This is a genomic window from Exiguobacterium sp. s7 (assembly GCF_018618195.1).
Classification (GTDB): Bacteria; Bacillota; Bacilli; order Exiguobacteriales; family Exiguobacteriaceae; genus Exiguobacterium; species Exiguobacterium mexicanum_A.
In genome coordinates, this window is record NZ_JACSLO010000010.1 from 43,365 (window position 1) to 67,740 (window position 24,376).

24 protein-coding genes are annotated in these 24,376 nt (G+C 46.8%); 9 read left to right on the plus strand and 15 right to left on the minus strand.

The features are described 5' to 3' along the window. Positions 1 to 2 precede the first annotated feature (2 nt). Genes KNP79_RS12130 through KNP79_RS12150 form a run of 5 tightly spaced genes read right to left on the minus strand, consistent with a single transcriptional unit; the run spans position 3 to position 2,418 of the window. On the minus strand, positions 3 to 458 hold the full coding sequence (locus KNP79_RS12130) for a hypothetical protein (protein ID WP_215192538.1): 456 nt from the start codon (positions 456 to 458) through the stop codon (positions 3 to 5). Between the two features lie 17 nt (positions 459 to 475). Further along, complete coding sequence (locus KNP79_RS12135) at positions 476 to 958, minus strand: hypothetical protein (protein ID WP_215192540.1); 483 nt, start codon at positions 956 to 958, stop codon at positions 476 to 478. Between the two features lie 11 nt (positions 959 to 969). Further along, entirely contained in the window at positions 970 to 1,431 is a 462-nt protein-coding gene (locus KNP79_RS12140; protein ID WP_215192541.1) for a hypothetical protein, read from the minus strand. Positions 1,432 to 1,442: 11 nt separating this feature from the next. Further along, entirely contained in the window at positions 1,443 to 1,898 is a 456-nt protein-coding gene (locus KNP79_RS12145) for a hypothetical protein (RefSeq protein ID WP_215192542.1), read from the minus strand. 55 nt (positions 1,899 to 1,953) lie between these two features. Continuing rightward, positions 1,954 to 2,418 (minus strand): hypothetical protein, encoded by a 465-nt coding sequence (locus KNP79_RS12150; RefSeq protein WP_215192543.1) that lies wholly within the window; start codon positions 2,416 to 2,418, stop codon positions 1,954 to 1,956. 160 nt (positions 2,419 to 2,578) lie between these two features. Here KNP79_RS12150 and KNP79_RS12155 point away from each other — a divergent pair, with 160 nt between their 5' ends. Further along, positions 2,579 to 3,784 (plus strand): MFS transporter, encoded by a 1,206-nt coding sequence (locus tag KNP79_RS12155; RefSeq protein ID WP_215192544.1) that lies wholly within the window; start codon positions 2,579 to 2,581, stop codon positions 3,782 to 3,784. A 14-nt stretch (positions 3,785 to 3,798) separates the two neighbouring features. Further along, positions 3,799 to 4,230, plus strand: coding sequence for a MarR family winged helix-turn-helix transcriptional regulator (locus KNP79_RS12160; RefSeq protein WP_232819589.1), 432 nt, complete (start codon positions 3,799 to 3,801; stop codon positions 4,228 to 4,230). A 43-nt stretch (positions 4,231 to 4,273) separates the two neighbouring features. On the opposite strand, the gene KNP79_RS12165 is transcribed toward KNP79_RS12160, so the two are convergent. Next, positions 4,274 to 5,314, minus strand: a complete 1,041-nt coding sequence (locus KNP79_RS12165) for a flavin monoamine oxidase family protein (protein ID WP_215192546.1) — start codon at positions 5,312 to 5,314, stop codon at positions 4,274 to 4,276. 479 nt (positions 5,315 to 5,793) lie between these two features. Here KNP79_RS12165 and KNP79_RS12170 point away from each other — a divergent pair, with 479 nt between their 5' ends. Beyond that, positions 5,794 to 6,021, plus strand: coding sequence for a hypothetical protein (locus KNP79_RS12170; protein WP_215192547.1), 228 nt, complete (start codon positions 5,794 to 5,796; stop codon positions 6,019 to 6,021). Positions 6,022 to 6,039: 18 nt separating this feature from the next. Then, positions 6,040 to 6,312 (plus strand): hypothetical protein, encoded by a 273-nt coding sequence (locus tag KNP79_RS12175; protein ID WP_215192549.1) that lies wholly within the window; start codon positions 6,040 to 6,042, stop codon positions 6,310 to 6,312. A 26-nt stretch (positions 6,313 to 6,338) separates the two neighbouring features. On the opposite strand, the gene KNP79_RS12180 is transcribed toward KNP79_RS12175, so the two are convergent. The 3 genes from KNP79_RS12180 to KNP79_RS12190 all read right to left on the minus strand — a co-directional run bounded on the left by KNP79_RS12180 (position 6,339) and on the right by KNP79_RS12190 (position 7,897). Then, a complete protein-coding gene (locus KNP79_RS12180) occupies positions 6,339 to 6,809 on the minus strand; it encodes a hypothetical protein (protein WP_215192551.1) in 471 nt (156 codons plus the stop codon). 19 nt (positions 6,810 to 6,828) lie between these two features. Beyond that, positions 6,829 to 7,494: a DUF3841 domain-containing protein gene (locus KNP79_RS12185; RefSeq protein WP_215192553.1), complete on the minus strand. Its 666-nt coding sequence runs from the start codon at positions 7,492 to 7,494 to the stop codon at positions 6,829 to 6,831. Positions 7,495 to 7,588: 94 nt separating this feature from the next. After that, complete coding sequence (locus KNP79_RS12190; protein WP_215192554.1) at positions 7,589 to 7,897, minus strand: nucleotide pyrophosphohydrolase; 309 nt, start codon at positions 7,895 to 7,897, stop codon at positions 7,589 to 7,591. 133 nt (positions 7,898 to 8,030) lie between these two features. Between KNP79_RS12190 and KNP79_RS15885 the strand changes: the two genes are divergently transcribed. The 3 genes from KNP79_RS15885 to KNP79_RS12205 all read left to right on the plus strand — a co-directional run bounded on the left by KNP79_RS15885 (position 8,031) and on the right by KNP79_RS12205 (position 10,700). Then, positions 8,031 to 9,017 carry a LytTR family transcriptional regulator DNA-binding domain-containing protein gene (locus tag KNP79_RS15885; RefSeq protein ID WP_215192556.1) on the plus strand — a complete coding sequence of 329 codons (987 nt, stop codon included), beginning with the start codon at positions 8,031 to 8,033 and terminating at the stop codon, positions 9,015 to 9,017. Positions 9,018 to 9,147: 130 nt separating this feature from the next. Further along, positions 9,148 to 9,996, plus strand: a complete 849-nt coding sequence (locus KNP79_RS12200; RefSeq protein WP_215192557.1) for an ABC transporter ATP-binding protein — start codon at positions 9,148 to 9,150, stop codon at positions 9,994 to 9,996. After that, on the plus strand, positions 9,993 to 10,700 hold the full coding sequence (locus KNP79_RS12205; RefSeq protein ID WP_215192559.1) for an ABC transporter permease: 708 nt from the start codon (positions 9,993 to 9,995) through the stop codon (positions 10,698 to 10,700). The genes KNP79_RS12200 and KNP79_RS12205 overlap by 4 nt, the downstream gene beginning before the upstream one ends. 611 nt (positions 10,701 to 11,311) lie before the next feature. Here the strand turns inward: KNP79_RS12205 and KNP79_RS12210 are convergent. The 6 genes from KNP79_RS12210 to KNP79_RS12235 form a co-directional block, all read right to left on the minus strand. Further along, the gene (locus tag KNP79_RS12210; RefSeq protein WP_214712039.1) at positions 11,312 to 11,734 is read right to left on the minus strand and encodes a hypothetical protein; all 423 of its coding nucleotides are present in this window, start codon (positions 11,732 to 11,734) and stop codon (positions 11,312 to 11,314) included. 58 nt (positions 11,735 to 11,792) lie between these two features. Next, complete coding sequence (locus tag KNP79_RS12215) at positions 11,793 to 13,901, minus strand: Piwi domain-containing protein (RefSeq protein ID WP_215192561.1); 2,109 nt, start codon at positions 13,899 to 13,901, stop codon at positions 11,793 to 11,795. 148 nt (positions 13,902 to 14,049) lie between these two features. Further along, positions 14,050 to 14,949, minus strand: coding sequence for a DUF5655 domain-containing protein (locus KNP79_RS12220; RefSeq protein ID WP_215192562.1), 900 nt, complete (start codon positions 14,947 to 14,949; stop codon positions 14,050 to 14,052). A 12-nt stretch (positions 14,950 to 14,961) separates the two neighbouring features. Continuing rightward, positions 14,962 to 17,001, minus strand: coding sequence for an ATP-binding domain-containing protein (locus tag KNP79_RS12225; RefSeq protein WP_215192564.1), 2,040 nt, complete (start codon positions 16,999 to 17,001; stop codon positions 14,962 to 14,964). Between the two features lie 160 nt (positions 17,002 to 17,161). Beyond that, entirely contained in the window at positions 17,162 to 18,367 is a 1,206-nt protein-coding gene (locus tag KNP79_RS12230; RefSeq protein ID WP_215192566.1) for a hypothetical protein, read from the minus strand. A 19-nt stretch (positions 18,368 to 18,386) separates the two neighbouring features. After that, on the minus strand, positions 18,387 to 19,085 hold the full coding sequence (locus tag KNP79_RS12235; RefSeq protein ID WP_215192568.1) for a CBS domain-containing protein: 699 nt from the start codon (positions 19,083 to 19,085) through the stop codon (positions 18,387 to 18,389). Positions 19,086 to 19,362: 277 nt separating this feature from the next. Here KNP79_RS12235 and KNP79_RS12240 point away from each other — a divergent pair, with 277 nt between their 5' ends. Beyond that, a complete protein-coding gene (locus KNP79_RS12240; protein WP_215192570.1) occupies positions 19,363 to 23,541 on the plus strand; it encodes an AAA domain-containing protein in 4,179 nt (1,392 codons plus the stop codon). A gap of 91 nt (positions 23,542 to 23,632) precedes the next feature. Further along, entirely contained in the window at positions 23,633 to 24,241 is a 609-nt protein-coding gene (locus KNP79_RS12245) for a hypothetical protein (RefSeq protein ID WP_215192572.1), read from the plus strand. Positions 24,242 to 24,376 lie beyond the last annotated feature (135 nt).

The following is a 24,376-nucleotide window of genomic DNA, read 5'->3' on the forward strand; positions in this document are numbered from 1 at the left end:
CTTCATAGCAATCCACTCGCCGTTGCCAATTCAGAGCGGACCGGTTGAGCTGCATCTGCGCTTTGAACAGTTTCATTGAAGCGTTTATACAGAAGCGGCAACAGGAAGGCAATCCCAATGACGAGAACCCACGTCCACCAAGGGGCCACCAGTTTATAACTCGCCACGCTACCGACGATGAAGACGTACCATCCGCTTAAAATCCGGTAGACGTTCCGCGTCGCCATTCGTGCTCCGCTTTGATCGGATAGACGAGCAAACGCCTCCCCTTCTTTCAGCAAATACACGATTGAACCGCTGGCGAACAACCCCATCAACCCTAAGCCAACCCACCAAATATGATCCGCGAGCAACGTGACAAACAATAGTCCAGGGACAGGAGCGAACATCACGTCTCGTCGCCGCTTCCTTTGCTCACGGTATCGATTCATTTCGTCAATCCGTTGTTGTTTCGTCATACGATTCCATTCCTTTTCTAATCATTGATTCCATCAAGCCGACGCTTCAGTTGCTCGCGATTGGCTTTGGCCAGCATGTTCGACGTGACGTGTTCCGGGTCGAGTTTGAGCAGTTTTCGATCGATCCACAGCGGTAACAAGACAGAAGGTGGTGCCCCGATGACCACCGCCCACATCAACACGTCCGGATGGATCTGTCCCGTTAAAAACAGGGCGATCAGACTGAACAATAAGATGAACGTGAAAACGAGTGAGGAAAACTGTAGCTTAATGAGACGTCGATACGTCCAGTCGTCATTGAACTGAAGATAGAGCGTCGTCTGCTTCCATTCGAAAAACAACGTCGGGATGAGACTGACCACCGCAATCACGCCAGAATAAGTCGTCTGCATCATGAAATAGAGCGCACTCACAAAGATAACGACACTGCTTCCAATCATAAAACGCCGATACGTCGTATTGATTTGTAACAACGCTTCAGTCCGGGCTTCCCTATTCATCGAGTACCTCCTCAGTCTCTGACGTTGTCGAGTCGAATCTCACGAAGCATCGGATGCTCCGGATCGATGTCACTCAATCGCTCGTCTTGTTTTCGAATCAAGCGGTATCCACCATACAACACACCGATCGTCAGCACCACTATCCACGAATACATCCAACCGAGGTTAAGCGTCAGCGCAAATGATAAAATGAATACGACGAACAGCGCAAAGACAAATCCGTTCCGACGGGCGATGATGATTTTGGCATCTTCTCGCTCAGTCAACTCGGTCTCGACTCGGTTCGCCTTGAAGAAGATTCCTCCCAGCAGCAACAGACAGACGAGTACGCCGGCCACGTACCAACCGTTCCATGAATCCGACTGAATCAATCCGACGAGACAAAACACCATCGGAAACGTGAGCAGACTTTGAAATACGGCCGTCTTTACATTGGTTTTATAAATCAAATTGATGCGTTGTTGTTTGTTCATCGAATCCCTCCTTAAAAACTTTCCCGTTTGACGTCGCGACGCCTCGGTTGCTGGGGATCGATCAGCTTTACTTTCTCATCAAGCAGCCGCTCGACAATCACCAGCGCCAACGCTGCAAGGGAGAATATGAAGAATGGGACCCAACTGATTGTTTCGAGCTTCAAGAGCAACGGGAAAAACAAACAGCTGAAGACAACCATCATGTAGTCGAACACATATTGAATGTGGATGACCCGCTTCGCTCGAATGTGGTCTGTGAAACTGCTCATGAATCGACTTTCCCGCCCAATCATCACGCCGTACGCCAACAGCGACACGACCATCAAACTTCCGTACATGAGCGATCGTGTCTCAGTTTGCAGAAAGAAGAAAAGCAATACCCCAATCGGAATCGCAAAACCGAGCCTGACGAGAAGCCATTTCCGGTTTGCGGTAACCATTTGCTTCAAACGCTGATGTTTATTCATAAGCTACTCCTTTAATTGTGATGGACTCACACGCTAACCTCGTGTCTTTTCAACCTCACCACGTGAATCTCGTGCGTTGAATCTCGCGACGAGTCGGTTGTTCTGTATCCATCCAGCTCAACTGTTGATCGAGTTTATGCTGCGTAAACCAGATTAATGCGCTGCCACTGACGAATAGAATGAAAGGAATCAAGTTGGTCAGGATATTCAGTCGCATCATCAGTGGAAAAATCACGGCCATCATGATGACGAACAAGTAGTCGAGCCTATATTGAATGCTGACAATTCGTTTTGCTTGTTCAGACTCTGTCAGACCTTTGACAAAGTCACTCTCTCTTATAAATAACCTACCTGCAGCTCCTGTGAAGGCCAAGATTGATCCACCGGCTAAATAGGGATTACCATCTGTTTGTAAAAAATAATAGATAAGAACCCCAGTAGGCAAAGCAAACATCAAACGTAACAACATCCACTGTACATTCATTCGTTTCACGCTATGTAATCGTTCTTGTTTACTCATCTCATTCACCTCTTAACTAACTATACGGTTTTCAACGAAAAAAGTTCCGTTTTTTTACAATTGTTTTGTAGTAGCCTACTCGCTTGACGAACCAGTCACTTCGCTTTATAGTTTAGTTAACTTAACTATATTAAAAGGCAGAAAGACTGAGGTTTTCTTTATGAATTTGCTACGAAATACACGCTTCGTGTTCACGTGGTTATCCGGCATGACGCTCACGCTCGGCTTCTCGATTTTCTTCTTGAGCGTATCGTGGCTCACGATCGATGTGCTGAAGCAACCCGCCCTCCTCGGGATTATCATGACCGCCGTCTCGTTACCTCGTGTCGTAATGATGATATTCGGCGGCGTATTCGCCGACCGGTTCCAAAAGAGTCGGCTCTTGTTTTTGACGAACCTCGGGCAAGGTCTTCTCATGGTCGCGGTCGTGGCGCTCCATCTCGCGGACGCGTATTCGGTGTTCGCCTTGATTATGATCTCCATCGTGTTCGGACTACTTGACGGCATGTCCTATCCGGCGTTGTCTTCTTTGATTCCGTCGCTCGTCAAACAAGAAGAGTTGCAGCGTGCCAATTCGCTCTTCCAAGGGACGCTCGAGCTCATGTTCGTGTTCGGCCCGTTCCTCGCCGGAGCGTTACTCACATGGGGCGGCTTCGGGCTCAGCTTTGGGACGGCAGCTGTCTTGATTTTCATCGCCACTATCTTGATCATGCCACGCTTGATTCGTGACTCCATCCCCCTCGCCCGTGCCATGTCGCTCAGTCATGTCATCGTCGATTTGAAAGAGGGCATCCGTTACGTCTCGAGCACGCCGATTTTGCGGAGCGGGACGTTATCGATTGCTATCGTCAACTTGTTCGTCATGGGACCACTCATCATGAGCATCCCGATTCTCGTCGGTGAACGGGGCGGGAATGCGTTTGACTTGAGTCTGATTGAAGGTGGACTTGCTGTCGGGACGTTCGCCGCGAGTTTTCTCGTCCTGTTGTTCCGCTCGGTCCATCGGGGACGTTTCGTCTTCCGCGTCCTGTTTTTGACGATTGGGGCCTTCTTCCTCTATACGCAGGCGCAGTCCATCACGCTCCTTGCCTTGGCTGCGGCCGCGAGCGGGTTTATGTTGATGCTCGTCTATTTGCCGACGGTCACACTCATGCAAGAACATAGCGACCATGACAAGATCGGACGGGTCATGAGCATCATGGCGCTCGCCGCATCCGGGTTAGAGCCTATCGCGTTCGCTGTCCTGTCGATTCTGGTTGCCTTGGCCGTCCCGATTCAAACGCTCCTCATCTCGTTTGGTATAATCGGATTAGTATTCAGTATCGTGTTATACGTGCGGAGCCAGACGTTCCGTGACACGCGATGAAAGGAGAACGACGATTGAACGACACACGCAAACAGCAAGTCATCGAGATGTACCGTCAAATTGACGAGCTCGACTTGTTGTTCACCAAATATTTTACCGAGTTGAACGAATTCGAACTCAGTTACCAGCAAGAACAGATGTTACTCCTGTTCAAACGACAAGACACTTGGACGACGACCGAGATTGCCACGAAGATGAATATCTCGAAGAGCGCGGTCAGCCAAGTGCTCAAAGTGCTCGAACAACGTGAGTTCGTCCAAAAAGAGAAGAACCCGGACAACTTACGTGAGAGTTTCATCCGTCTCGGCCCAATCGGTATGGAATATTCGAAACAAATCGATGCGATTGAAGAACGGCTCGCCGAAGAGATGTTCTCCGTGCTCGAAGATGACGAGATGACGATGATCAATCGTTCGCTGGCGCTGATGATCAAAAAATTCAAATGAAAAATGCGTATCGTCCCTGACTCGGGAGGATACGCATTTTTGGTTAGAGTTGATTGACGACACGTTCCGCTGCCCGAAGCGCGCCTTCGATGTGACCGCCGAACAAGGAGTCCGTCTCCGTCCCAGCGAGTGAGAGTCGTCCTTCCCATGCTGAATCGAGCGCGATCGGTTGATAGACCGGGAAGTCAGTCAACGGCTGGGCATCTCGTGGGCTTGCCGTGTCACAATCACTCGACCAATCGACGTATAACACGTCACGCGGATGGCGCGCTTCTTCCCCGAACAGTCGCACGAGTTGATCGATGACGCGACGATTCAGCTCGTCCCGGTCGAGTACCGAGCGTTCGGCAGCAGACAACCGGAAGAAGCCGAATAACGCGGCCAATCCGCCCGGTTGTGAGGCGTCATGAATCTCCTGCAACACCCCGGCCCAGCTCATGCCTTGACCAGATTGACCACTGTCTCGCCAAAACGGGCGGTCATACACGGCGAGTACTTTCGCCTGTCCAGCCATCCAGGTCGGCGTTTTCACTAGCTTCGCCTTCGTCGCTTCAGACAGTTCTGGTTGGAAGCTGATACGTGAGACGAGTCGTGGCGGGATGGCCATAATGACGTGTGTGAAAGCTTGGGACCATCCTGTTTCGAGTTCAATCGTTACCTCATCTTCGGTCTGTTTGATCGAGGTGACCGTCGACTCGAGTTGAATTGTCCCAGCAGGCAAGGTTGCTGCCAGCGCCGTCGTCAAACTAGCCATGCCACCCACGAGTCGCATTGATGGGATGGTGTGACCTGGCGGGAGCGTATGGCGCTCGATGACACCGAACTGTCGCTCGAGCATCAAATCACCGGTCGTATATTGTGTGAACGTCGGGAGACCGAGCCGTTCGATGAGTTGCGTGATTGACGTCTCCGTCTCTGGCCAATACCAGGTCGGACCGAGGTCGAAACCGTCATGGCTCAACACCCGTCCCCCGATACGGTCGCGCGCCTCGAACACGGTGACGTCATAGCCTTTCTCAGTGAGGAGCGATGCGGCATATAACCCGCTCGCGCCCGCTCCGATGATGGCGATTGATTTGGTCATATAAATACTCCTTCTCTATACGTGGTGCTCCCATTATACTGAAAAAGATGCATCTATATGATTTGAGCGAATCGCTCGGGAAAGGGCGTTGCGACATGAAGCGTTTCTTCTATTACATCTTATTTCCTTACATCTTGTTAATGCGAGGGTTATATCGGTTTATTAAAACGGAAGGTACAATGTTTTATGCATTCATGTTGTTCTTTGTCCCTATCCATATCCTCATAATTGGCTATAGCCTTCCAGTGTCGCTATTACTAGAAACCTTTTTTATGATTTATCTTTCGGCAGGATTGTTTACGCCGATGTATTACTTCGAATCTGATGTGAAGCGACGACGCACAAAACCGGGATACGTTCCGATTGATGAAACCAAATAGCGTATTAAAACGTATTCAATTAGAAAGGATACGTTTTTTTGTTTCTTATATCGATTAAAAAGCAGAATCCGTAGATTACATAAAGGGGAGGAAGACAGAATGAACATAGCATTCGTCTCGTTATTCGGCTTATTGGTGACATTCTTGCCGATTATTTTAGCCATCACCGTCATCGTGATGGTCATGAAATTTATGAACCGTTATGAACAGCGTGCTGATGAACGGCTTGAGTTTGAGCGTCAAGTAGCCGCTCGTCAACAAGAGCAATTCAACGTGTTAGTAGAACGACTCGATCAAATTGAAGAGAAGATGGAGACTCGCCCGTAAATCGAAAGGAGTGGTTGAATGGATTGGACCACGATCATGTTGACTGCTTCGTTGTTTTTGAACGCCTTCTTGCTCAATATCATTGCGCAACAAGCAAAGGATATGAGTGCATTGAAACGAAAGCAACTCCAGACCAATCTGCTTGTACAAGACGATGAATTGGTTGCAACGTTAAAAGAAAAAATAGACACGGATGGTATCATTCCAGCAATTCGGTATTTACGAGAGACATACAATATGACACTCGTTGAAGCAAAACAGCTGGTCGATCGGGTAAACGAAAGGGAGTAGCGCGCGCTACTCCCTTTTTCCGGCTTTTATGAGTTGAAGTAACCGACTTTCCCTCGGGCATACACTTTGTGCGTCACGTGCTCCGGGTCAACTTTGCCAAGTCTTTGATCGAGACGAGACGACACAATGATTCCGATTCCATAAATACCGGTTGCGCCAACCGTCACACTGATTAGTTCCGGATTGAGCAGTAGCGTCAAGATCAATACAACATATGCTCCAATCAGTCCAAATGCTGTCCACCATTCGAGACGCACAAGCCGCTTATACTCGGCGGACTGGTTGAAGCGCAGCAACGTGTTCGTCCGGGCCCCTATTTTCACGAGACCGACAGATGGAAACACTAGAAGGAACCAGATGAATTCAGCGAGACGACGCTCGCCAATCATCATCAAGATCACACTGATTCCTGTAATCAGTGCAAACAGAATGATTGCCTGACGGGTCGAGCGCTTGCCGCTTTCATACAAATGATTGAACCGTTCGCGCTGCGTCATGGAACCAGACTCCTTTTGTTCAACTAATTTCCGTCAACCCAATTTGGTCTCGCCACTGAAATGGAATCGACTTTTTCAAACCAAGTCGATAACCGAGACGCCAACCCAATCTTCGGATCCGGTCCGTCCAACTATCACCCAAATTTTGAAACGGCATGACGGCTCGGACTTGATGTAGCTCGATCCGATGAATCACGTATTGGTAATCAGGGGCCTCGATTGACCGATTGACCGCCATCGCTTCGCACCATTTCTGGTCAAAGATTTTTTCCCAAGACTTTCGTGTATATGCCGGATCAATGTCTTCCCGGTGGTCAAATGCTTCGGCCGTATCAGAAAAAGTAGAGTGATACGGAACGAAGTCCCAAAATGAAACTTCCGAAGCCAAGACTTGATCGTCCGGTAATTCAACCGTTAACACCATACCTTTATTCCCTTGTCCGATCTGTCCGTCACTGCTTAGGTCAGGAAACTCGTCCCGACACCAAACCGGATAGTTTCCGTTTAGCGGAATTCCAATTCGTTGCTCATATTGTTCAACCATCCAGTCATAAGCCGGTTTGAAAAATTCGAATCCTTCGTCATTGAACATGGCGTAGCGAGGATCACCTTGGAGATACCCTCGCTCCAATGCTATTTTCCAAGCGTCTTCATGCTGATACGTATAATAGATGCCCATATTCATTAACCCTCTCCAGACTTATTCTTTCACCACTTTATCCGATTTCACATCAAGAAGTAGTGAAAATAATGGTCAGGGTTAATCGGTCGATTACAACTTAGGCGTTCGGACTCGGATACTTCACCGCATTTTTCTCGAGCTTCTCTTCAATCGCCTGCGACACATCGATTCCTGCCGCATGGGCGAACGTCAACGCGTAGATGAGGACATCCGCGAGTTCTTCTTTCATCTCGACGTGTTTCGTCTCGAGCGCTTCTTCACTCGACACCCATTGGAACAACTCCAACAGTTCGCTCGCCTCGAGCGATAACGATAATGCCAAGTCTTTCGGGTTATGGTGGAACGCCCAATCACGCTCGTCACAGAATTCAATCACTTTGTCCATCAATCGTTGTACTTCGTTCATCTCCACGTTCGCTCCCTTGAATACGTTTTTCTCAATTTCAAATTATCTCCAGTTTAGCATAGTCTTATTCCAATTCATTACTCAAGTCTTTCCTGAATCAATGGTATACTCCAACTAAAAAGGGAGGGATTCGGTGCTTACGTTCGACAACGTCTCTGTTCGCCAACAGGACACGCTCATCCTTGAAAATATCTCGTTCACCATCAATCAGGGTGAAGTCGCAGCCATCCACTGCGGCGTCACTTCCCGGGAAATATTGTTCGCGCTATTGACGGACTCGCACGCGAACTACTCTGGGACCATCGATACACAAAATTGCACGCTTTCGGTCTTCTCCATACGTGACGGGTTATATGACCGGTTGACGGTCGAGGAATATTTGCGTTTCACGCACACGCTCTACGAATCGACGGAATCGCTGGATACAGTCCTGCAAACCGTTCAACTCACCCCATACCGGAACAAACGATTAAACCGGCTCAGCTTGTCTCTCGTTCGGCGCGTCCAATACGCGGCCCTGCTCTTACATAACCGGGATATCTATGTGCTTGAAGAACCGGATCAAAACGTCGACCAAGAGACGCGGCACTTGTTCGCGACCGTCTTAATGCAACTGAAACAGCAACAAAAAGTCATCCTGCTCCTGACGAGCAACATGGAGAGCGCCCTGTTCGTCACGTCGACCGTCTATCGCATCGACCACCGACACCTACGCCTACTCGACGTGGAGCCGGATGAACCGGATACGAGTGAAGACGTCACCCCTGACGTGATGCACGTCCGCTTCGAGAAAATCCCGACGAAAGTGAACGAGAAAATCGTCTTGCTCGACCCGCCGGAAATCGACTACATCGAGAGTCAGGACGGACAATCCGTATTGCACAGTCAGTCCGAACAGTTCCCGAGCGTCTTCACGATGAACGAGCTCGAGACGCGTCTGACCCCATACGGCTTCTTCCGCTGCCATCGGTCGTACATCGTCAACCTTCAACGAGTGCGGGAAGTGATCACGTATACGAAGAACAGTTTCAGTCTCGTGCTCGACGATTCGGCGAAGACGACCATCCCGCTCTCGAAGACGAAAATGGCCGAATTGAAGACGATGATCGGGCTGAAATAGGCTCCATTCACCGGTTCATTTGCTCCACTCGCTCCTCGAAAAGCGCCAGTTACCGCCATTCTAATGCGCTCTCCTCTTCCTCTCGATATGATGTAAGCAAGCAAGACGACATCGACAAGGAGGAACGAGAATGGACTCAATCATTCAAGTGAACGGATTAAAAAAGCTATTCGGTAATGAAGAGGCGTTACGCGACGTGACGTTTTCTGTCGGCAAGGGAGAAGTGTTCGGCTTTCTTGGACCGAGTGGATCAGGGAAGACGACGACCATCAAAATCTTGACGTCCCAACTCGCGCAGACATCAGGTGACGCAACCGTGTTCGGCGTCCCGGTCTCGGAGTTGAAACAAGAACAGTATCGGAAACGGATTGGTGTATTGACCGATAACAGCGGACTGTACACGCGTCTCTCCATCGAAGAGAACTTACAACTTTACTGCGACTTATACGACGAGCCACGCACACGAATCGATGACGTGCTCCAGACGGTGAACTTGGCCGGGGAACGCAAAAAACGCATCTCCGCCTTATCACGTGGGATGCTGCAACGGGTGACACTGGCCCGGGCGTTGTTACATGAACCGGAACTGTTGTTTTTAGATGAGCCGACGTCGGCACTCGATCCGGTCAACTCACGCCACATCTATAAAGGCATCGAACGGTTGAAGGCCAAAGGGACGACCATCTTTTTGACGACGCACGACATGAATGAGGCCGAAGAATTGTGCGACCGTGTCGCCTTCTTACATCAAGGAGAGATTCAACTGCTCGACGCTCCGAAACGATTGCGCCGGAACTATGCGAATGGCTCCATGCGCGTCGAACTGCATGACGGGGAAACGGTGGACTTGAAACAAGGAAAAGACGGGGCCGACTGGCTCCATGCACAAATGCGCGACCAAAATATCGCGGCCATTCATTCAAACGAGCCGACGCTCGGGGATATCTTTATCGAAGTGACGGGGAGGAAATTATCATGACATTTTCAATGAAACGGGCACTCGCCATTTTCCAGAAAGACTATAAAGACTTGTCGCGGAACTTATTCGTCTCGTCGACGTTGATTATGCCGCTGTTCTTCGCCGTCTTCTATTCACAGCTCGGCGGAGGAGGCATCGACGTGACATACTTCGTCATCAACATCACGTTCAGCCTCGTCGCGACGTTCGTCCAGTGTGCCTTGATTGCCGAAGAGAAAGAGAAGAACACGCTCCGCGGGCTGATGTTATCGCCTGCAAGCACGCTCGACATCTTACTCGGAAAGAGCGCGCTCACGTTCGTGACGACGCTCATCCTCATCGCGGCGTGTGCCTTTATCATGGGATACAGCCCGGCGAACCTTCTCGTCATCTCACTCGCACTCATCGTCTCGACGTTCTTTTATATCGGGATTGGAACGATTCTCGGATTGATGACGAAGACGGTCATGGAAGCCTCACTCATCGTCATGCCGGCGTTTTTCTTCTTCTCGTTCTCACCGATGCTGTTGGTATACGAGGACCGCTTCTCCATCATCGGTCTCCTCGAGTACTTGCCGAACATCGTCTTGATCGACCTCGCTCATCAAATCGAAGCGGGAGCTGGACTCGGCTCTACATGGATAGAGCTCGTGATTCTGTCTGCCTGGGCGCTTGTGATGTTCGTCGGGAGTATTGTGATGTATAACCGGAAACAGACAGACTAAAAAGCGACGATGTTACTCGTCGCTTTTTTTAAAGCGTTCTTTTAAATCCATTCCATAAAGAACTACGTATAAAATACACGACGGCAGCACGGTAAACAACGGCACCGTTCTACGAAACCCTAACCCTTCATCGTGAATCCCATAATCGAGGGCCCAATACGCTAAACCAATAGATAAGCATAGTCCTAGGAATTTAATCATCTGCTTGCGTTCTCATCGTGATCACTTAATTTAATCCAAAGTAGGATAAACGGAACGAATACGAGGCTTAAGTATCCCAAGGTCAACAAACTTTGAGTTTCAGCAGAAATGAATTGTTTTTGACCACAATTTGGGCAGTCTTTTCCGTCCCTAGAAAAACCGAGTGCTAAAACTTCTTTTATTCTCCATTTGTAGTGACAATTCGTGCAACGTGGCGCCATTATCCCCCTCCCCTTTCTCACTTTCTTTTACGTATCAGTACTACTTAAGTTTCGTTTTAACAAACGACCAGTTTGAATGCTAGTGTATCGGTAATGGAGAATAGATCAGGTGAACTAGAAAAGAGCGACGAATTGAATCGTCGCTCCTGCTATTTTAAAAACTTCGTACAACTATCCTATTTGCTACATTCAGCCCTTCTTCGTCAGCAAATTAATCAGCGTTTTTCTCGCTTCTGGATTTTTTGCTAGTGCCAATGCGGCACCACTGACTCCGGCTACAATCGATGCACCCATCCATCTCTTGAACTCCGAATCTTTTTGAAATGACTTATCCACCATTCGCTCAATCCGATCATTGAGTTTGTCTCTAGTTTCATCCGTTAGGTTGTCGTCTTTGAGTTGTTCAGAAAAGACATCAATCGCTTTATCGATCGTACTGTACACTTTGTCTTGCGATTTCGAGCCGACTCCTCCCATATTGCTAACTGCATTTATGACGTCTGGAGTATGCTTTAAAAGTGTTTCATATTGTTTAAAAGGGATGTCATTTAACGCATGTTCATTTTCCATAAGCTGTTTTGCGGATTGACTGATTTCTCCTTTTTCACTCATCACTCTACCTCCTAGTATTGTCTCAATCTAATTATACGATACCTTTCAACTCCACATGTTATACAAACGGCAACGCCTCTTCATGTCGCGTATTTGCATTGATCAATCCACGGTTATGGAACGTCGAACTCAAGTCCGCATAGTGTGTCGTAATCGGCAGTCGTGTCTTTAAGAGCGAGTGGACATGCATGAACGATAAACGATACACATCACTTAACACAGCCTCAAACGGTAAGACGTTTGTCTGTTGCACCACTTTGAGCGGTTTCGCCATCCCGACATGCTTGCTTGGATTGGTCGCAAGAAGATAGCCCATGCGTTCCTTTGTATAACTAAGCCCCTGCGAGGTCTTCCATCCTTCTTCATGAATCGCCATCCGTCGATTGACATTCTTCAAAATTTCCACGTAGTCGAACTGAATCCCACGTGGAGAAAGAAGCGAGTCGATGAGAGCCAAATCTTCGCGGCAGAATCCATCCCGGTGGAACGTGATATGCGTTGGCGCATGACCATACTGTTCTTCAAATGCATGAAGCGTGTCATAGACGATTTCCCGCATCGTCTCAGCACTGATTTTCTCCCCCGCTTCACTTGTCGAGAGTGATTTCTGCTTAATCATCGCCCCGTCTTTCCCAATGATTTGAATGATGCCCGACGCATGTTTTCCATTCTCATGGCTTACGTCTAACCCGACAAAACAATCAGAGTGGAGCGGTTCACCGAGAATCCAAGGCTGGAGGCCTGCCTTTACGTATACACCGAGCAGGATGTTGTATAACGTGTCCTCAGAGTTCAGAACGCGGTCATGCAGCTCCACACATTGCGTCACGACATCATGTTTCCCACCAAATTCCCGCTTAATGGCTTGATACGAATGATTGAGCGATGCTTCCTCGGCGATGACGACGACGACACCTTCAAAGTGTTTCGGGACATTCTTCAATTGGAATATGACGTCTTCTGCCTGCAACAAATCGGTAGAGAGCGTTTGGCTCAGTCCCTTTGGTTTATTTGAGACGTTGAGTGTCACACCAAAGCGTTCAGACGTGGTCTGAAGCTTCTTGATAAAATCGAGGACTTGTTGCACTTTTTGGCGATCACGTAATTTCGGGTCGACAAAGAAACTGACCGTCGCTTCCCCTGTTTCAAATACGCCGCCTTGATTCAAGCCACCCTTGGCATAGCTCGCCGTCTTTCCATGACCGAAGCGAAGGCGCGGAGAGGATAACGTTTTGATGGTATAGCCGAGACGAGCCGCTCGTACATCTTGCCGTTCAAATTTCAGCATCGGCAGTCGACCGATCAACTCGAGTGCTTGCGGCATCAGTTTCGACATTCGCGCGTCAGGCGACAATTTGATGATTCGATTGACTGCGCCGAGCTGTTTCGCTGGAATCGTCTCGAATGAACAACTTTGTTTCAGTTGCTCCGGTAAGTATGGAAGAATGTGATGGTTTCGATCTTTGACATGTACGACGAGTGCGTCGGGTGCGATGATTCGTTTTGGATCTTTCTTTGCGAAATAATCAATGATCGAACACTTTAGAATCGGACTCACTTCACTCGCTCGATATGGCGCAACTTCTACAAATTCGTACTCATACGACTTCGGATGCGTCGAATCGATGACACGCATTCCTACAGACACGGATTTCGGCTCACGCTTGAGCTGTTGCAGTAGGTTTTCGCGGTATTCAAATTGATGGGTCAAATCGAATCCAAAGACAATTTCATTCGTCTCAGACACGTTCACGTTGAGATCGAGTGCCGGATAGATGAGGAGCCCACTTGTCGACTGTGGATGCGCCTGTTTGGAGCGGAACTTCCCTCGGTTCATCATGTACTGCGGATGTCCCAATCGCTCCAACTGTTTTTTCAACAGTCGTTCGAGTAACGTTCGCTCGACGTTACGTGAAAGATTGATCGGACGTGCTTCGTATTGTAGAAACGCTTCGTTTCCCCACTGTTTGATTTCCTCAAACGAAGCAATGTACTGATCAAAGAACACAATCGGTTGAAAGTTGTTCAATTTGTTTAGTTGAAAAATCAACTTCCCGCCCTGCGTATGTCGTGACGATGGATCCTGGAGCGGTACAGTATAGAGATGGAGTGTCACGTCCGTTGCTTTCGTTAACGCTCGCCATTCTGTTAAATAATACTGGTTCATCTTTCCCTCATCCTTCCCCGTTGTTCAATCATTTCATCCACTATAACGGATTTCCTAATATTAGGTAGATAAAATAACGGATAGGGTTCAAATGAGAAGTGTACTTCTGAGACAAAAAAACTCCATCACAGTGATGGAGTCCACATAATCAATTTGCTTCATAGCTTTTCTCGATGTAAGGCTTCGCTTTTTCAAAGTCTGCATCAGAATATAAGACAATTTCTAAATCTCCGGTTCCATAATGTCCAATCCCTCGCATATCTCGCGTAAAGCCAGGTTCGAGCGTTACGGTATCCGGGTTCACTTTCACATACATCAAAATCTTTTGCGTGCTCGGATGAAATTCTACACAGGCGAAATTTTTAATACGCTTGTATGCAATATAGTGCTTCGTTACATTTTCTTGCACATCATCACCGAGTGCCATAAGATACGAAACGATTCCATCAAATAAATCCTTCGATTCCACGGTCGCTTGTTTCAAGTAGTCACTGACCGTCTTACTTGTCACGGAGAAATCCGATGAAGTCGTGATAGGTTTCGCTGTCGTCGCATTGACGAGGTCCAGTAGCAACAGGCCATTCTCGTAATATTTATACTGGTACAATTCGATATTGCGATTGATTTGTTTAACAGCGTGCTCATCATACTTCGTGAAGCCACCAGCGATACAGACGAGACGCGGATTACTCCAATCGATCGTATCGGACACTTCTTTCCCGTACTGCTTCAAAATCGATAGTTCGAACTCTGCTTGGTGATCGAGTAACCAGTCCAAATAGAACAATCCTTGGTTAATCACATTTTCGTTTGTCGACCGCTTGTATTCAATAATGACAGGCGAGTTATTTTCATCTAACCCAAGCGTATCAATCCGACCACCGTGTGTACGACCCGTGCTGTACTCAGAAGCAACAAAACGAATACCGAGCAACTGCTCTAAATTTTTCTCGAACAATTGTTGTAGAGATTTTTCAATCGCCATTGATTGACCGTATAATTCTTCCGTACCCTGTTCGCTTATTTGAAATAGTTTAAGATCTCCCATTGTACTCTCCTTTTACACTTCCAACAGCTGATCAGCTAATAAAAGTGAGTATTCTTTTGTAGTATGAAGAACGACTTCATGTAACGCTCGCGTTAAAGAGACATATAACCGTCGGGCTTCCTGAGGCGTATCAAAATAGTTCATTTCATCCACGTCCATCATCAATACTGCATCGAATTCCATTCCACGCAAGTAATCGATTGTCGAGATGATAATCTCGTCACTCACTTTTGTAGTTTCCGATTGAATGAGTTGCGTCGGCAACTGCAATTTTGAATGTAAGAAAGACGCGCGCTCCATCGTTGGTGTGATGATGCAAATCGAATATTCTTCTTTTCTCCATCGAGATAGTAACTCTTTTAATTCACGACTTTTTTTCGATTTTAGCAGTTCAACCGGTTTCCCGTTCCTTTCAAATGGATCAATCCAACTCGTCTCATGACCCGTATCAGCTAATAAAGCTTTAGCTAAATCAACAATTGGCTTCGCCGTACGGAACGTTTTCGTTAAGTACTCGATCGTCCAGTTTGATTTCCCATGCGTTTTAACCGGTTCCCACGATGTCATTTCGAGCGAACGATAGCTTTGGAGAGTGTCACCAAAAACCGTCATCCCGTGACACAACTTCTCGAGTACAAAAATGTCGAGTGGACGCAGCGTCTGTCCCTCATCAATAAAAAGATGACTCCACTTATCCGGATATCCGTTCGTCTCGTAATGAAGGTACATCCAGAAGAAGCGGTCAAGCTCAGTCGGACGTTTCAACTTGTGCCACATCTCTAACAGTTCTTCTGGTTGTGACTTCTTAAGGTAAACCAGACGGCCTGGTTGCTTCATGATTGACCAAATCGTCGCGGCCTCCAGCTTGGTCGTCTTCTTCCAAAAGTCGATTAATTGAAGGTGCTCGCGTTTTTCACGTGTAAGACGCTTCTCCATACTTTCATGCATCAACTTCTCCAAGTCTCGTGCCTTCACGGCATTCAATTCTGATGCCCAACGTTTTAAGCCCTCAATCAAGTCTTTTTGATATTGCTCTTTATTCAAGATGGATAAACGTTCAGACTCACTGCGCATCATCTGTAAAATGCGTTCTGTTTGTGCGGGACCTGGCCGCTCTTGTCCAAACCAAATAGCTAACGCCCGCTCGTGTAAATCCTCTAACGCTTTAATCGGCTCATATCGTCGAAGCAACACAGCAACGTCGTCATACCACTCCTCAATTGCCGCATCCGCCCATTCAAATAAATCGCGTCCTTTATATAACGGAAGGAGTTCTTGAACGATGCTCGCGGAGAAGTCTTTAGACGACCCTGTCTTTAACCATTCATCAAACGCCATCGTCGACACCGATTGAATTTGTAAATGCTCCGCGTCCTTCAACAGTTGATGAATCGTCGCCTCATTCGGAGCTAAATAAAGCATTTTACGACGTTCGTCTTGATACTGCAAATAAGACATACGGTGCAGCGCCGTCAATGACTTTCCGGTCCCGGCCGCCCCTTGAACAATCATATATGTATTCACGGGTGCCTGGATGATATGGTTCTGTTCGGCTTGCCGCGTCGCAATGAATCCGTCGATGGATCGGTCTTTTTGTTTCTTCGTCAACTCCTGCTCCATAAAACTCTCTTGGGGGACGTCAGCCACCTCCGACGGCTTTTTGAATGTCGATTTGATTTGCTCGGTAAATCGTTTCGTCAGTGAGCTCGATTTCCGTTTTGGAGCACGACGATGATTTGCCTGAACGACACGTCGTTGTCTTCGATCAAGCTCGAGCTGTGTCATCCCGATGATGTCACCACCTGGCGTCTCAATCGTCTCTCCATTAAACATGGACGCACGCATCGCCATCTCACTCCGCCAGTCTAGAACGAGCGGAATCTCAGGTGAACGAGGGTGGGCCACTCCGAACTTCCCGACCGGATAAATCTCTTCTTCACCTTCGTCCTCAATCACGAATGTGAATGAATACAACTCTTTTAGCGCGTCTTTGTACCGTTGTCGTTCCTGCGCACTTTCTGATTGACGTGAATGCCCCCGCATGTCAATCATTTCATAGTCGCTTGACTCAAGATCTGGTTTTTCTCTTGTAGCTTTTCCTGTTAGGTGAGATTCAATGACTGAGCAAAAATCATTCAACCGTTTTTGTTCTTTCTCTATGACAACTGTCACTTGCCTAACCCCCTCGCTTACTACTCTATCTTTTTCTTCGTTATGTGATTACTATATGAGGCCATTTAATATTCTGGTCTTTAAAATTTCGCTGTAAATATTGCAAGTCACTCGTATAAACAAGATGAGCATTTTTTTGATGTTTATGTAAATTTGAAATACCAAATAATAAATCGACAGTTCTTTGAAGACCTAATTCAGGAATACATTTTCTGACTAAAATTTCTCTACGCTTTTTCATCGAAATGGATGTGACTTTAATATATCCATAAGCAGCTAATTCACTTTTTTCATTTAGTTGAAGTGGGACTTTATTATAGAAGGTATTTTGAATAATATTTTCAATGACCACTGTTTCTCGATTCGTTAATTGCAAATAACTCAATATTTTGTCTAGCATACGAGCATTAAATTCTTTTCGGTCCCAGTCTTTTAAGAGCATCCCATATGGAGTAACAGCACGATACGGTAATTTTAATCCGAGCATTCGTCCGTAAAAACTAATGGCATCTTGTTCGGCAGCAATTCGACTGCTTTGATTGAATTTTCTTTTATACTGTTGTTTTGAAAAACATGAAAAGTAAAAACGGATAATTCTAAAATAGATAATTGGATGAATCTCTTTATGCGAATCTGGTAAATTGCGTATCACATTAAAGTTCTTGACCACCCATGTGTTAAAGGATGTATCACCCGAGTAATGGATGACTTGCAATAGTATTAAAAAGTGATTCAGTCTTCCCTTCTGTTTATTTAATGATTTCCGTTTACCTAATAAGTCGTCCAACTCCCTCTCAATGAGAGTAAAGCGTCCGGTCTCTGCGAAGGTTTGGATAATATTTTCTATTTGGATGTCAATAGATGTTATATTCATATCACGTTTTAGCACCTGAGGGACTAATTCCTCTTTGTGTTCTTTTTTCCGAAATTGAATTTTATATGATGTTTCATGCTTCGATTCGGAAATGCCAAACCTCATTTTTTTCTTCAGTTCGTCTGGATTGAAACGTACTTCCATCTCAATGAATCGTTCCTCATGAGAAATTAGTATTTGAAACATATTCGAACGATGCAATGTCACTTTATCAAGAGTCGCAATGTGGAATAACTGATTGTTAGTAACTCTACTTCCAGTCATATTTTGAAAACAAACGCTAACCGTTCCAATTCCAATATTTACTGTTAGTTGATCCTCTACATAATGAGTAGGTATTTTTCGAATAATAGACTTTTTGTATTTAGCCACTAGTTCTCCACTCTTTCATTTAATCGAATTTCGCTAAATCCCAATGCGTCACAATACCCAATAACGTTTGATCAGACTTCCCCGATTCTGTAATCAATAGCGCTTCTAGTTTTCGGCCTTTATTTGCAGCCTGTACAAAGTAGTCTTTTGCTTCATAGATAGTATTTCTTCTCGAAACAAAGCGATACGTCCCAGCAAGTTCATCGACAGAAAGAAGATCGCTTACCCTGGTCTCTTCGAATGAAATGAGATCATCCTTCACTTTTGACGCCAGCCAATTCGTGATACCGCTTTCAGTCACAAGCGAAATAAATTCTCCGTCTGAATTAAAAACAGGAAATTGAGAGTATTGGCATTGATGAACAAACTGGAGCATTTTACTCATCGAGTCCGTTTCATTCAATGAATAGACGTCACAGAAGAAGGTGTTCATTCGCTTCGGAGAACGTAACTTCTCTTCAATTTCAATAATTTCATTCACAATTTTATCGTGAGGTTCCGCAATCGACTCACCGTTTAATCCACTTCCATGTTGAATTGCGTTGCGCAAGCGACCAAAACTTTTGAGCCGCTCCGCTTTTTGTCGTATCAAGGGATTTTGTTTAGCGGCTTGCTCCACAAGAGAGGAAAACGAAATATATTCTTCTTGTCCTAATTGCTGACGCAACATCGTTTCGATATTATGAAACCGATCTAGGAAATTAATAGAGTTTTTCATGCAATGACCTCCTAACGAAGCTAATTTTCCAACTTCACCAATATTCTAACTTCATTTTACCAAATGTTTTTTCCTAAGACGGGTCTAGAATTAAGAAATAAGATAATTTTCTAAATCAAAATTAGAAACAACTACCACCTAGTATAATTTTTATCTCCCTTTCTTTTGAAGTGGACGTTATAATGTTAATTGATTCCTAAATAGGCGGGAAACATTCCCTATGTTTGGAATGAGACGACTGTCGCATCATCGTTTTTGAAGAAAGAAGGATTTAACCATGAACGCAACAACCCAACAAAAGACAGCTGATTTATTTAAGTTTTTAGCGGCTGTCAAACGGATGGATATTCGTACTGAAACCAATACAAAAAGCTATGAACTCCTTTTATCTCCCGAGGCGTCAACGTATCCGAACGTTCGCGTCACTCAAGAAGAGGAGCTCTCCATCGAAATTCATTTTCTCGCACCATTCGCAGAGAAGCGGCCGAGTCTTCCGCGAGAGTTGTACGCCTACGTTCTCCAAGAAGGCGAAACGTATAAACGGACAGAATTGTTCCCTGAAAAACTCGACGCGACGTTCAATGACTTTTTAACCTCGATTGAAACGTGGGAACAAGAGAAAAAAGCACACGAGTCTGCTCGAAAATTATACGACACGATGTATCGGACGATGCAACTTCTCTCGACCGAGAGCGATACATATGAACTTGTCTATTCATTCGGGATGTTGCACTGGCCGAATGACAAAGTCGAACGGCCGTTGTTCACACGAGCGGCCGTACTCGAGTTCGATCAAGAGAAGAGTCTGTTCCGCATCGAAGCGTCAGCCATACCGACGAAACTCGAACTTGATATGCTCGACCGTGACCATGTTTGGATGTCCTCTGAACTATCCCGATACGAAGTCGATTTTAAAGAAGAGCTCACCTTCGATTTCAAACCATGGGTCGAGACAGAATTAAAAGAGCAGTCCGAACGTGTATTGAAGCTGTTGAATGACGACCACGCCTATGGCGAAATCGCAACCGTCTATGCAATGCCAGGCATGCGCTTATACGTTCGCAAGAAGTCTGCCCATGCGTGGGTCGAAGAACATGAGAACTTGGCCACGTTGATTGAAAACGGTCTATCACCTTCACCTGCCTTGCAACAGTTTTTGACGTCGAACGACGAAGAAATCCACGCGCTTGACGCGCTCGATCGTGACACGTGGAAGCCGGTCGGTGAAGAGATTCTCTTCCCGCTTCCGTATAATGAAGAACAAAAACGCATTTTAAGCCAATTGAGTAACCATGCCGGTGTCGTCGTACAAGGACCCCCTGGCACCGGGAAGAGTCACACGATTTCAAACTTGATTTCGCACTTGCTTGCACACGGAAAGCGCGTCCTCGTCACCAGTGAAAAGGAACATGCGTTGAACGTCTTGCGTGATAAACTTCCGGCCCAAATTCGCCAGCTCGCGGTATCCGTCCTTGGATCAGATTCAAAGACGACAAAGCAGACGGAAAGTTCACTCCAAGAGATTGCCTCGTACTTGAATCGCACGACCGCTTCGGAATTAGAGAAGACAGGAACACAAAAGCAACAAAAGTTGTATGAGACACGTGAAGAGATTGCCCGTCTGCGTCGGAAAATGATTGAGCAAGCCGCTAGCGAGCATACAGTGATTCCATATCTCGATGAGACGCGTTCACCGACCGATTGGGCGAAATGGACGAGGGAACAAAAAGTCACGATGCAGCTTCCGCTCCCCGTATTGACAGACACTTGTCCGCTGACGGCTGATGAATTGGCGGACTTCTATCAACTCATGGCAGAACGGGAAATGCTCAACCAAGGACCGAATGTGACGACCTATCCAGCGACGACAACGCTTCCGTCCCTTGAAACGTTCTTAGCCGAAAGCGGTCGTTACGAACAACTCGCCGCTCTCGAACAGACGCAGGCCGCTGCGTCATGGTTACAGGAAAAATCGACGTCACTTCGTCAACAGACACGAGACCATATTCAGACGTTGCTCGAGTCATTTGATCGTCAACCCGAGTGGCTACGTGAACGGTACAGCTACTGGGCCACCCATCGAAGCGATGAAGTGCAATGTGAAGAAGACTGTCAGACGTTTGAACGCGACGTCAAAGCACTCGAGTCGTTGGAGCGTAAACTCGCCGTCCACGACATCGAATTGCCGTCTACTTTACCGAATGATGTATGGACGCTCGCTGACGAACTCGGTCCAGTATTAGACGAAGGAAAGACCGAGGGCTTTTTCTTCAAACTGACAAAACGTAAAAAATATGCCGTCTTACTCGATGAAACCAAAATTGACGGGAAGGCTCCGCAATCGAGTGCCGACCTTCAACTGTTGAAACAATTCGATGAATTGAAGTCATCGTTGACGACATTATCACGTCGTTTCAAATATGCGTGTGAACACTTTGAACTCGAGCTGGAGACACCTGAATTTTCGTCTTATCGGACGGCGCTTCATGCGCTCCGTGAATGGAAAGCTGTCTTTGTGACGTACAACGAGTCATTGGCTCCGACTTTCCGTCTGTACGACGAACGGTTCCGCTATGAGAAAGCTTGGTTGACGCAAGCCAAACAAGAGCTAGATGCCTCGCTGGCGCTCGATGAGATGAAGGAGCTACAGACAATCCAGACGTCTTATCTATCACTCATCCATGACACGCACATCCATCCAGCGGCGTTACGTCTCAAACAAGCGATGCAAACTTGGGATGCCGCACGTTACACGCAGTCCATTGAAGAGTTGGCATTACTTGAGCAACAAAACGTGAAGGCGACACGCCTAAAAGAACTGACAGAGCGCATCAAACAAGTCGCTCCGGGTTGGTTGAACGCGTTCTATGATGGTACTGCTCCGACACTTCAACTTCAGACGTTCGAACTCGATTGGAAAGTAGCACGTGTCTTGACGCTGCTCGAAGCACTGAGCGACGACGATTATCGGGAGAAGATGAAACGATTGGAGAAAGAGGAAGGAAAAGCGACAGCGGACTTGTGTGCGACATACGCGTGGAAAGAGCAGCTGACGCGGATGACACCGTCGAAACAAGAACGCTTGAACAGTTGGGCGAAGTTGATTCGCCAAATCGGGAAAGGCACCGGGAAACATGCGGCTCGTCATAAGCGGGAAGCCGCCCGTCAAATGGCTGCGGCCCAAGACGCGATCCCAGTTTGGATCATGCCGGTGAACCGCGTGCTCGAATCATTCAAAGAAATCGATGAGCTGTTCGACGTCATCATCTTCGATGAGAGCTCGCAAAGCACGATGGATGCCATCTCGCTCTTGTCGCGTGCTCGAAAAGCCATCATCGTCGGGGACGACCGCCAAATCAGTCCAACGACGTTCCAAGACCAAAATGCGATCCAAGAGAAGAAAAAGACATACTTCGGAAACGACACGACGATGACGTTATTCGATGGCTCATCCAGTCTATACGACCTCGCCTCCGTCAAGTTCAGTGCGACGGTCGGGCTCCGTGAACACTTCCGTTGCGTACCGGAGATTATCGGTTTCAGCAACGCCCATGTGTATGAAGGCCGCATCGTCCCACTCCGACTCCCGCAACGTGCCGAACGGTTGACGCCGGCGGTGCAGAGCGTCTTTGTCGAGGATGGGAACGTCGCTGAAACGACGAAAGACAAGTTCAACGTCCCGGAAGCGAAAGCGCTCGTCGCTCACTTGAAGCAGTTGATTGACGACCCAAGCTACGCGAAGCGGACGTTCGGGGTCATTTCGCTCCTTGGGAAAGCTCAAACGGATCAAATCGAGCGGATGGCGACCGACTTGATTGGAATCGATAAGCTGATTGAACACAATGTTCGTTTTGGTGACGCCTATACGTTCCAAGGTGATGAGCGTGACGTCATGTTGCTGTCACTCGTCGTTGCGCCGAATCGTCGCTTTGCGGCACTCACGAAAGAGACCGACAGCCAGCGTTTCAACGTCGCCGCGAGTCGGGCTCGGGATCAGATGATTTTGTTCCACTCGGTGACACTACAAGACATCGGCAATCAAAACTGCATGCGCTATAAACTCGTCAATTACTGCCAGAATCCGCTCGGCGATCAAGAGTCGTTCGAAGCGGTCCAACACTTGTTCGACTCTCCATTTGAAGAGGAAGTGTATAAGCGTTTGACGAACCGCGGTTACCTCGTTCGTCCGCAAGTTCAAGTGAATGGCTATCGCATCGACCTCGTCGTCGAAGGCGAATCGAACCGCCTTGCTGTCGAATGTGATGGTGAGCGTTGGCACGGTCCTGACGTCTACGAGCAGGATATGTTCCGGCAAAAAGTGCTCGAACGGGCCGGTTGGACGTTCTGGCGTGTTCGTGGTCGTCATTTCTACCGCGATGCGGAGCAAGCGATGGAGCCGCTATGGACGTTGCTTGATGAGATGGGAATTGAACCGATACGATTAAACAGTAAATAAGTTCGTGCTTAGTAGATGACCGTTCGAAAGAGCGGTCATCGTTTTACATAACTTCGAGGTCTTCATGTCATACATACGGAGAAGAATACTTATGAAAAAACAGTATGTACAAATGCTAATCGTGTTATTGTTTGTTGTCGGTATCAGCGTAATCATCGTTCTCAACTTAACTAAATCCGTATCTTTAGTGCTCGAACCCAATAATGAAATCACGGCTAATGAAGAGCAAACTAATGCACAGACTACCTCTTCAGATGAGGTTGAGACTATAAATGATCAAAGTGACGTGACGACCACGGATGAGGAGTCTTTGCGTACATTTGCTCAAAATCTAGGAGTCTCCTTAAAAGATATTGTGTCAATTGATTTCAGTTCAGGAGAATATAGCTGGGCTAATGGATATGATGAATCTATGATGTCTTATTATGAAACAATCATTCAATTAAATACTAAGCAAACCAAAGAAGAATTGGCAGAGTACATCAACGCTGTAGCTCGTGAAAACTACCGAATGGAAATATTCAGAATCAAGGTACTAGAAAAAGAAGGACTGTCCATCGTAAACTGGAATGATGATAAGTCTTTCGAATACCTACCAGGCTACTCTCGATATTCGGTTGCCGAATTATACTATAAAAAATTCCCTGAAAAAAAAGAAGTTGATACAGATTCTTATTATCTCGAAAATGCCCTACAGTAATATCTCTATCAATCACTAAGTCCAATTCTCTCTAAGAGAACCGGGCTTTTTTATTTACAATAAAGGGAATATTCATACAAATATAGAAGTTAAAATTAAAAATAACCGTTTGATTTTTGGGGGAAGGAGAATGAG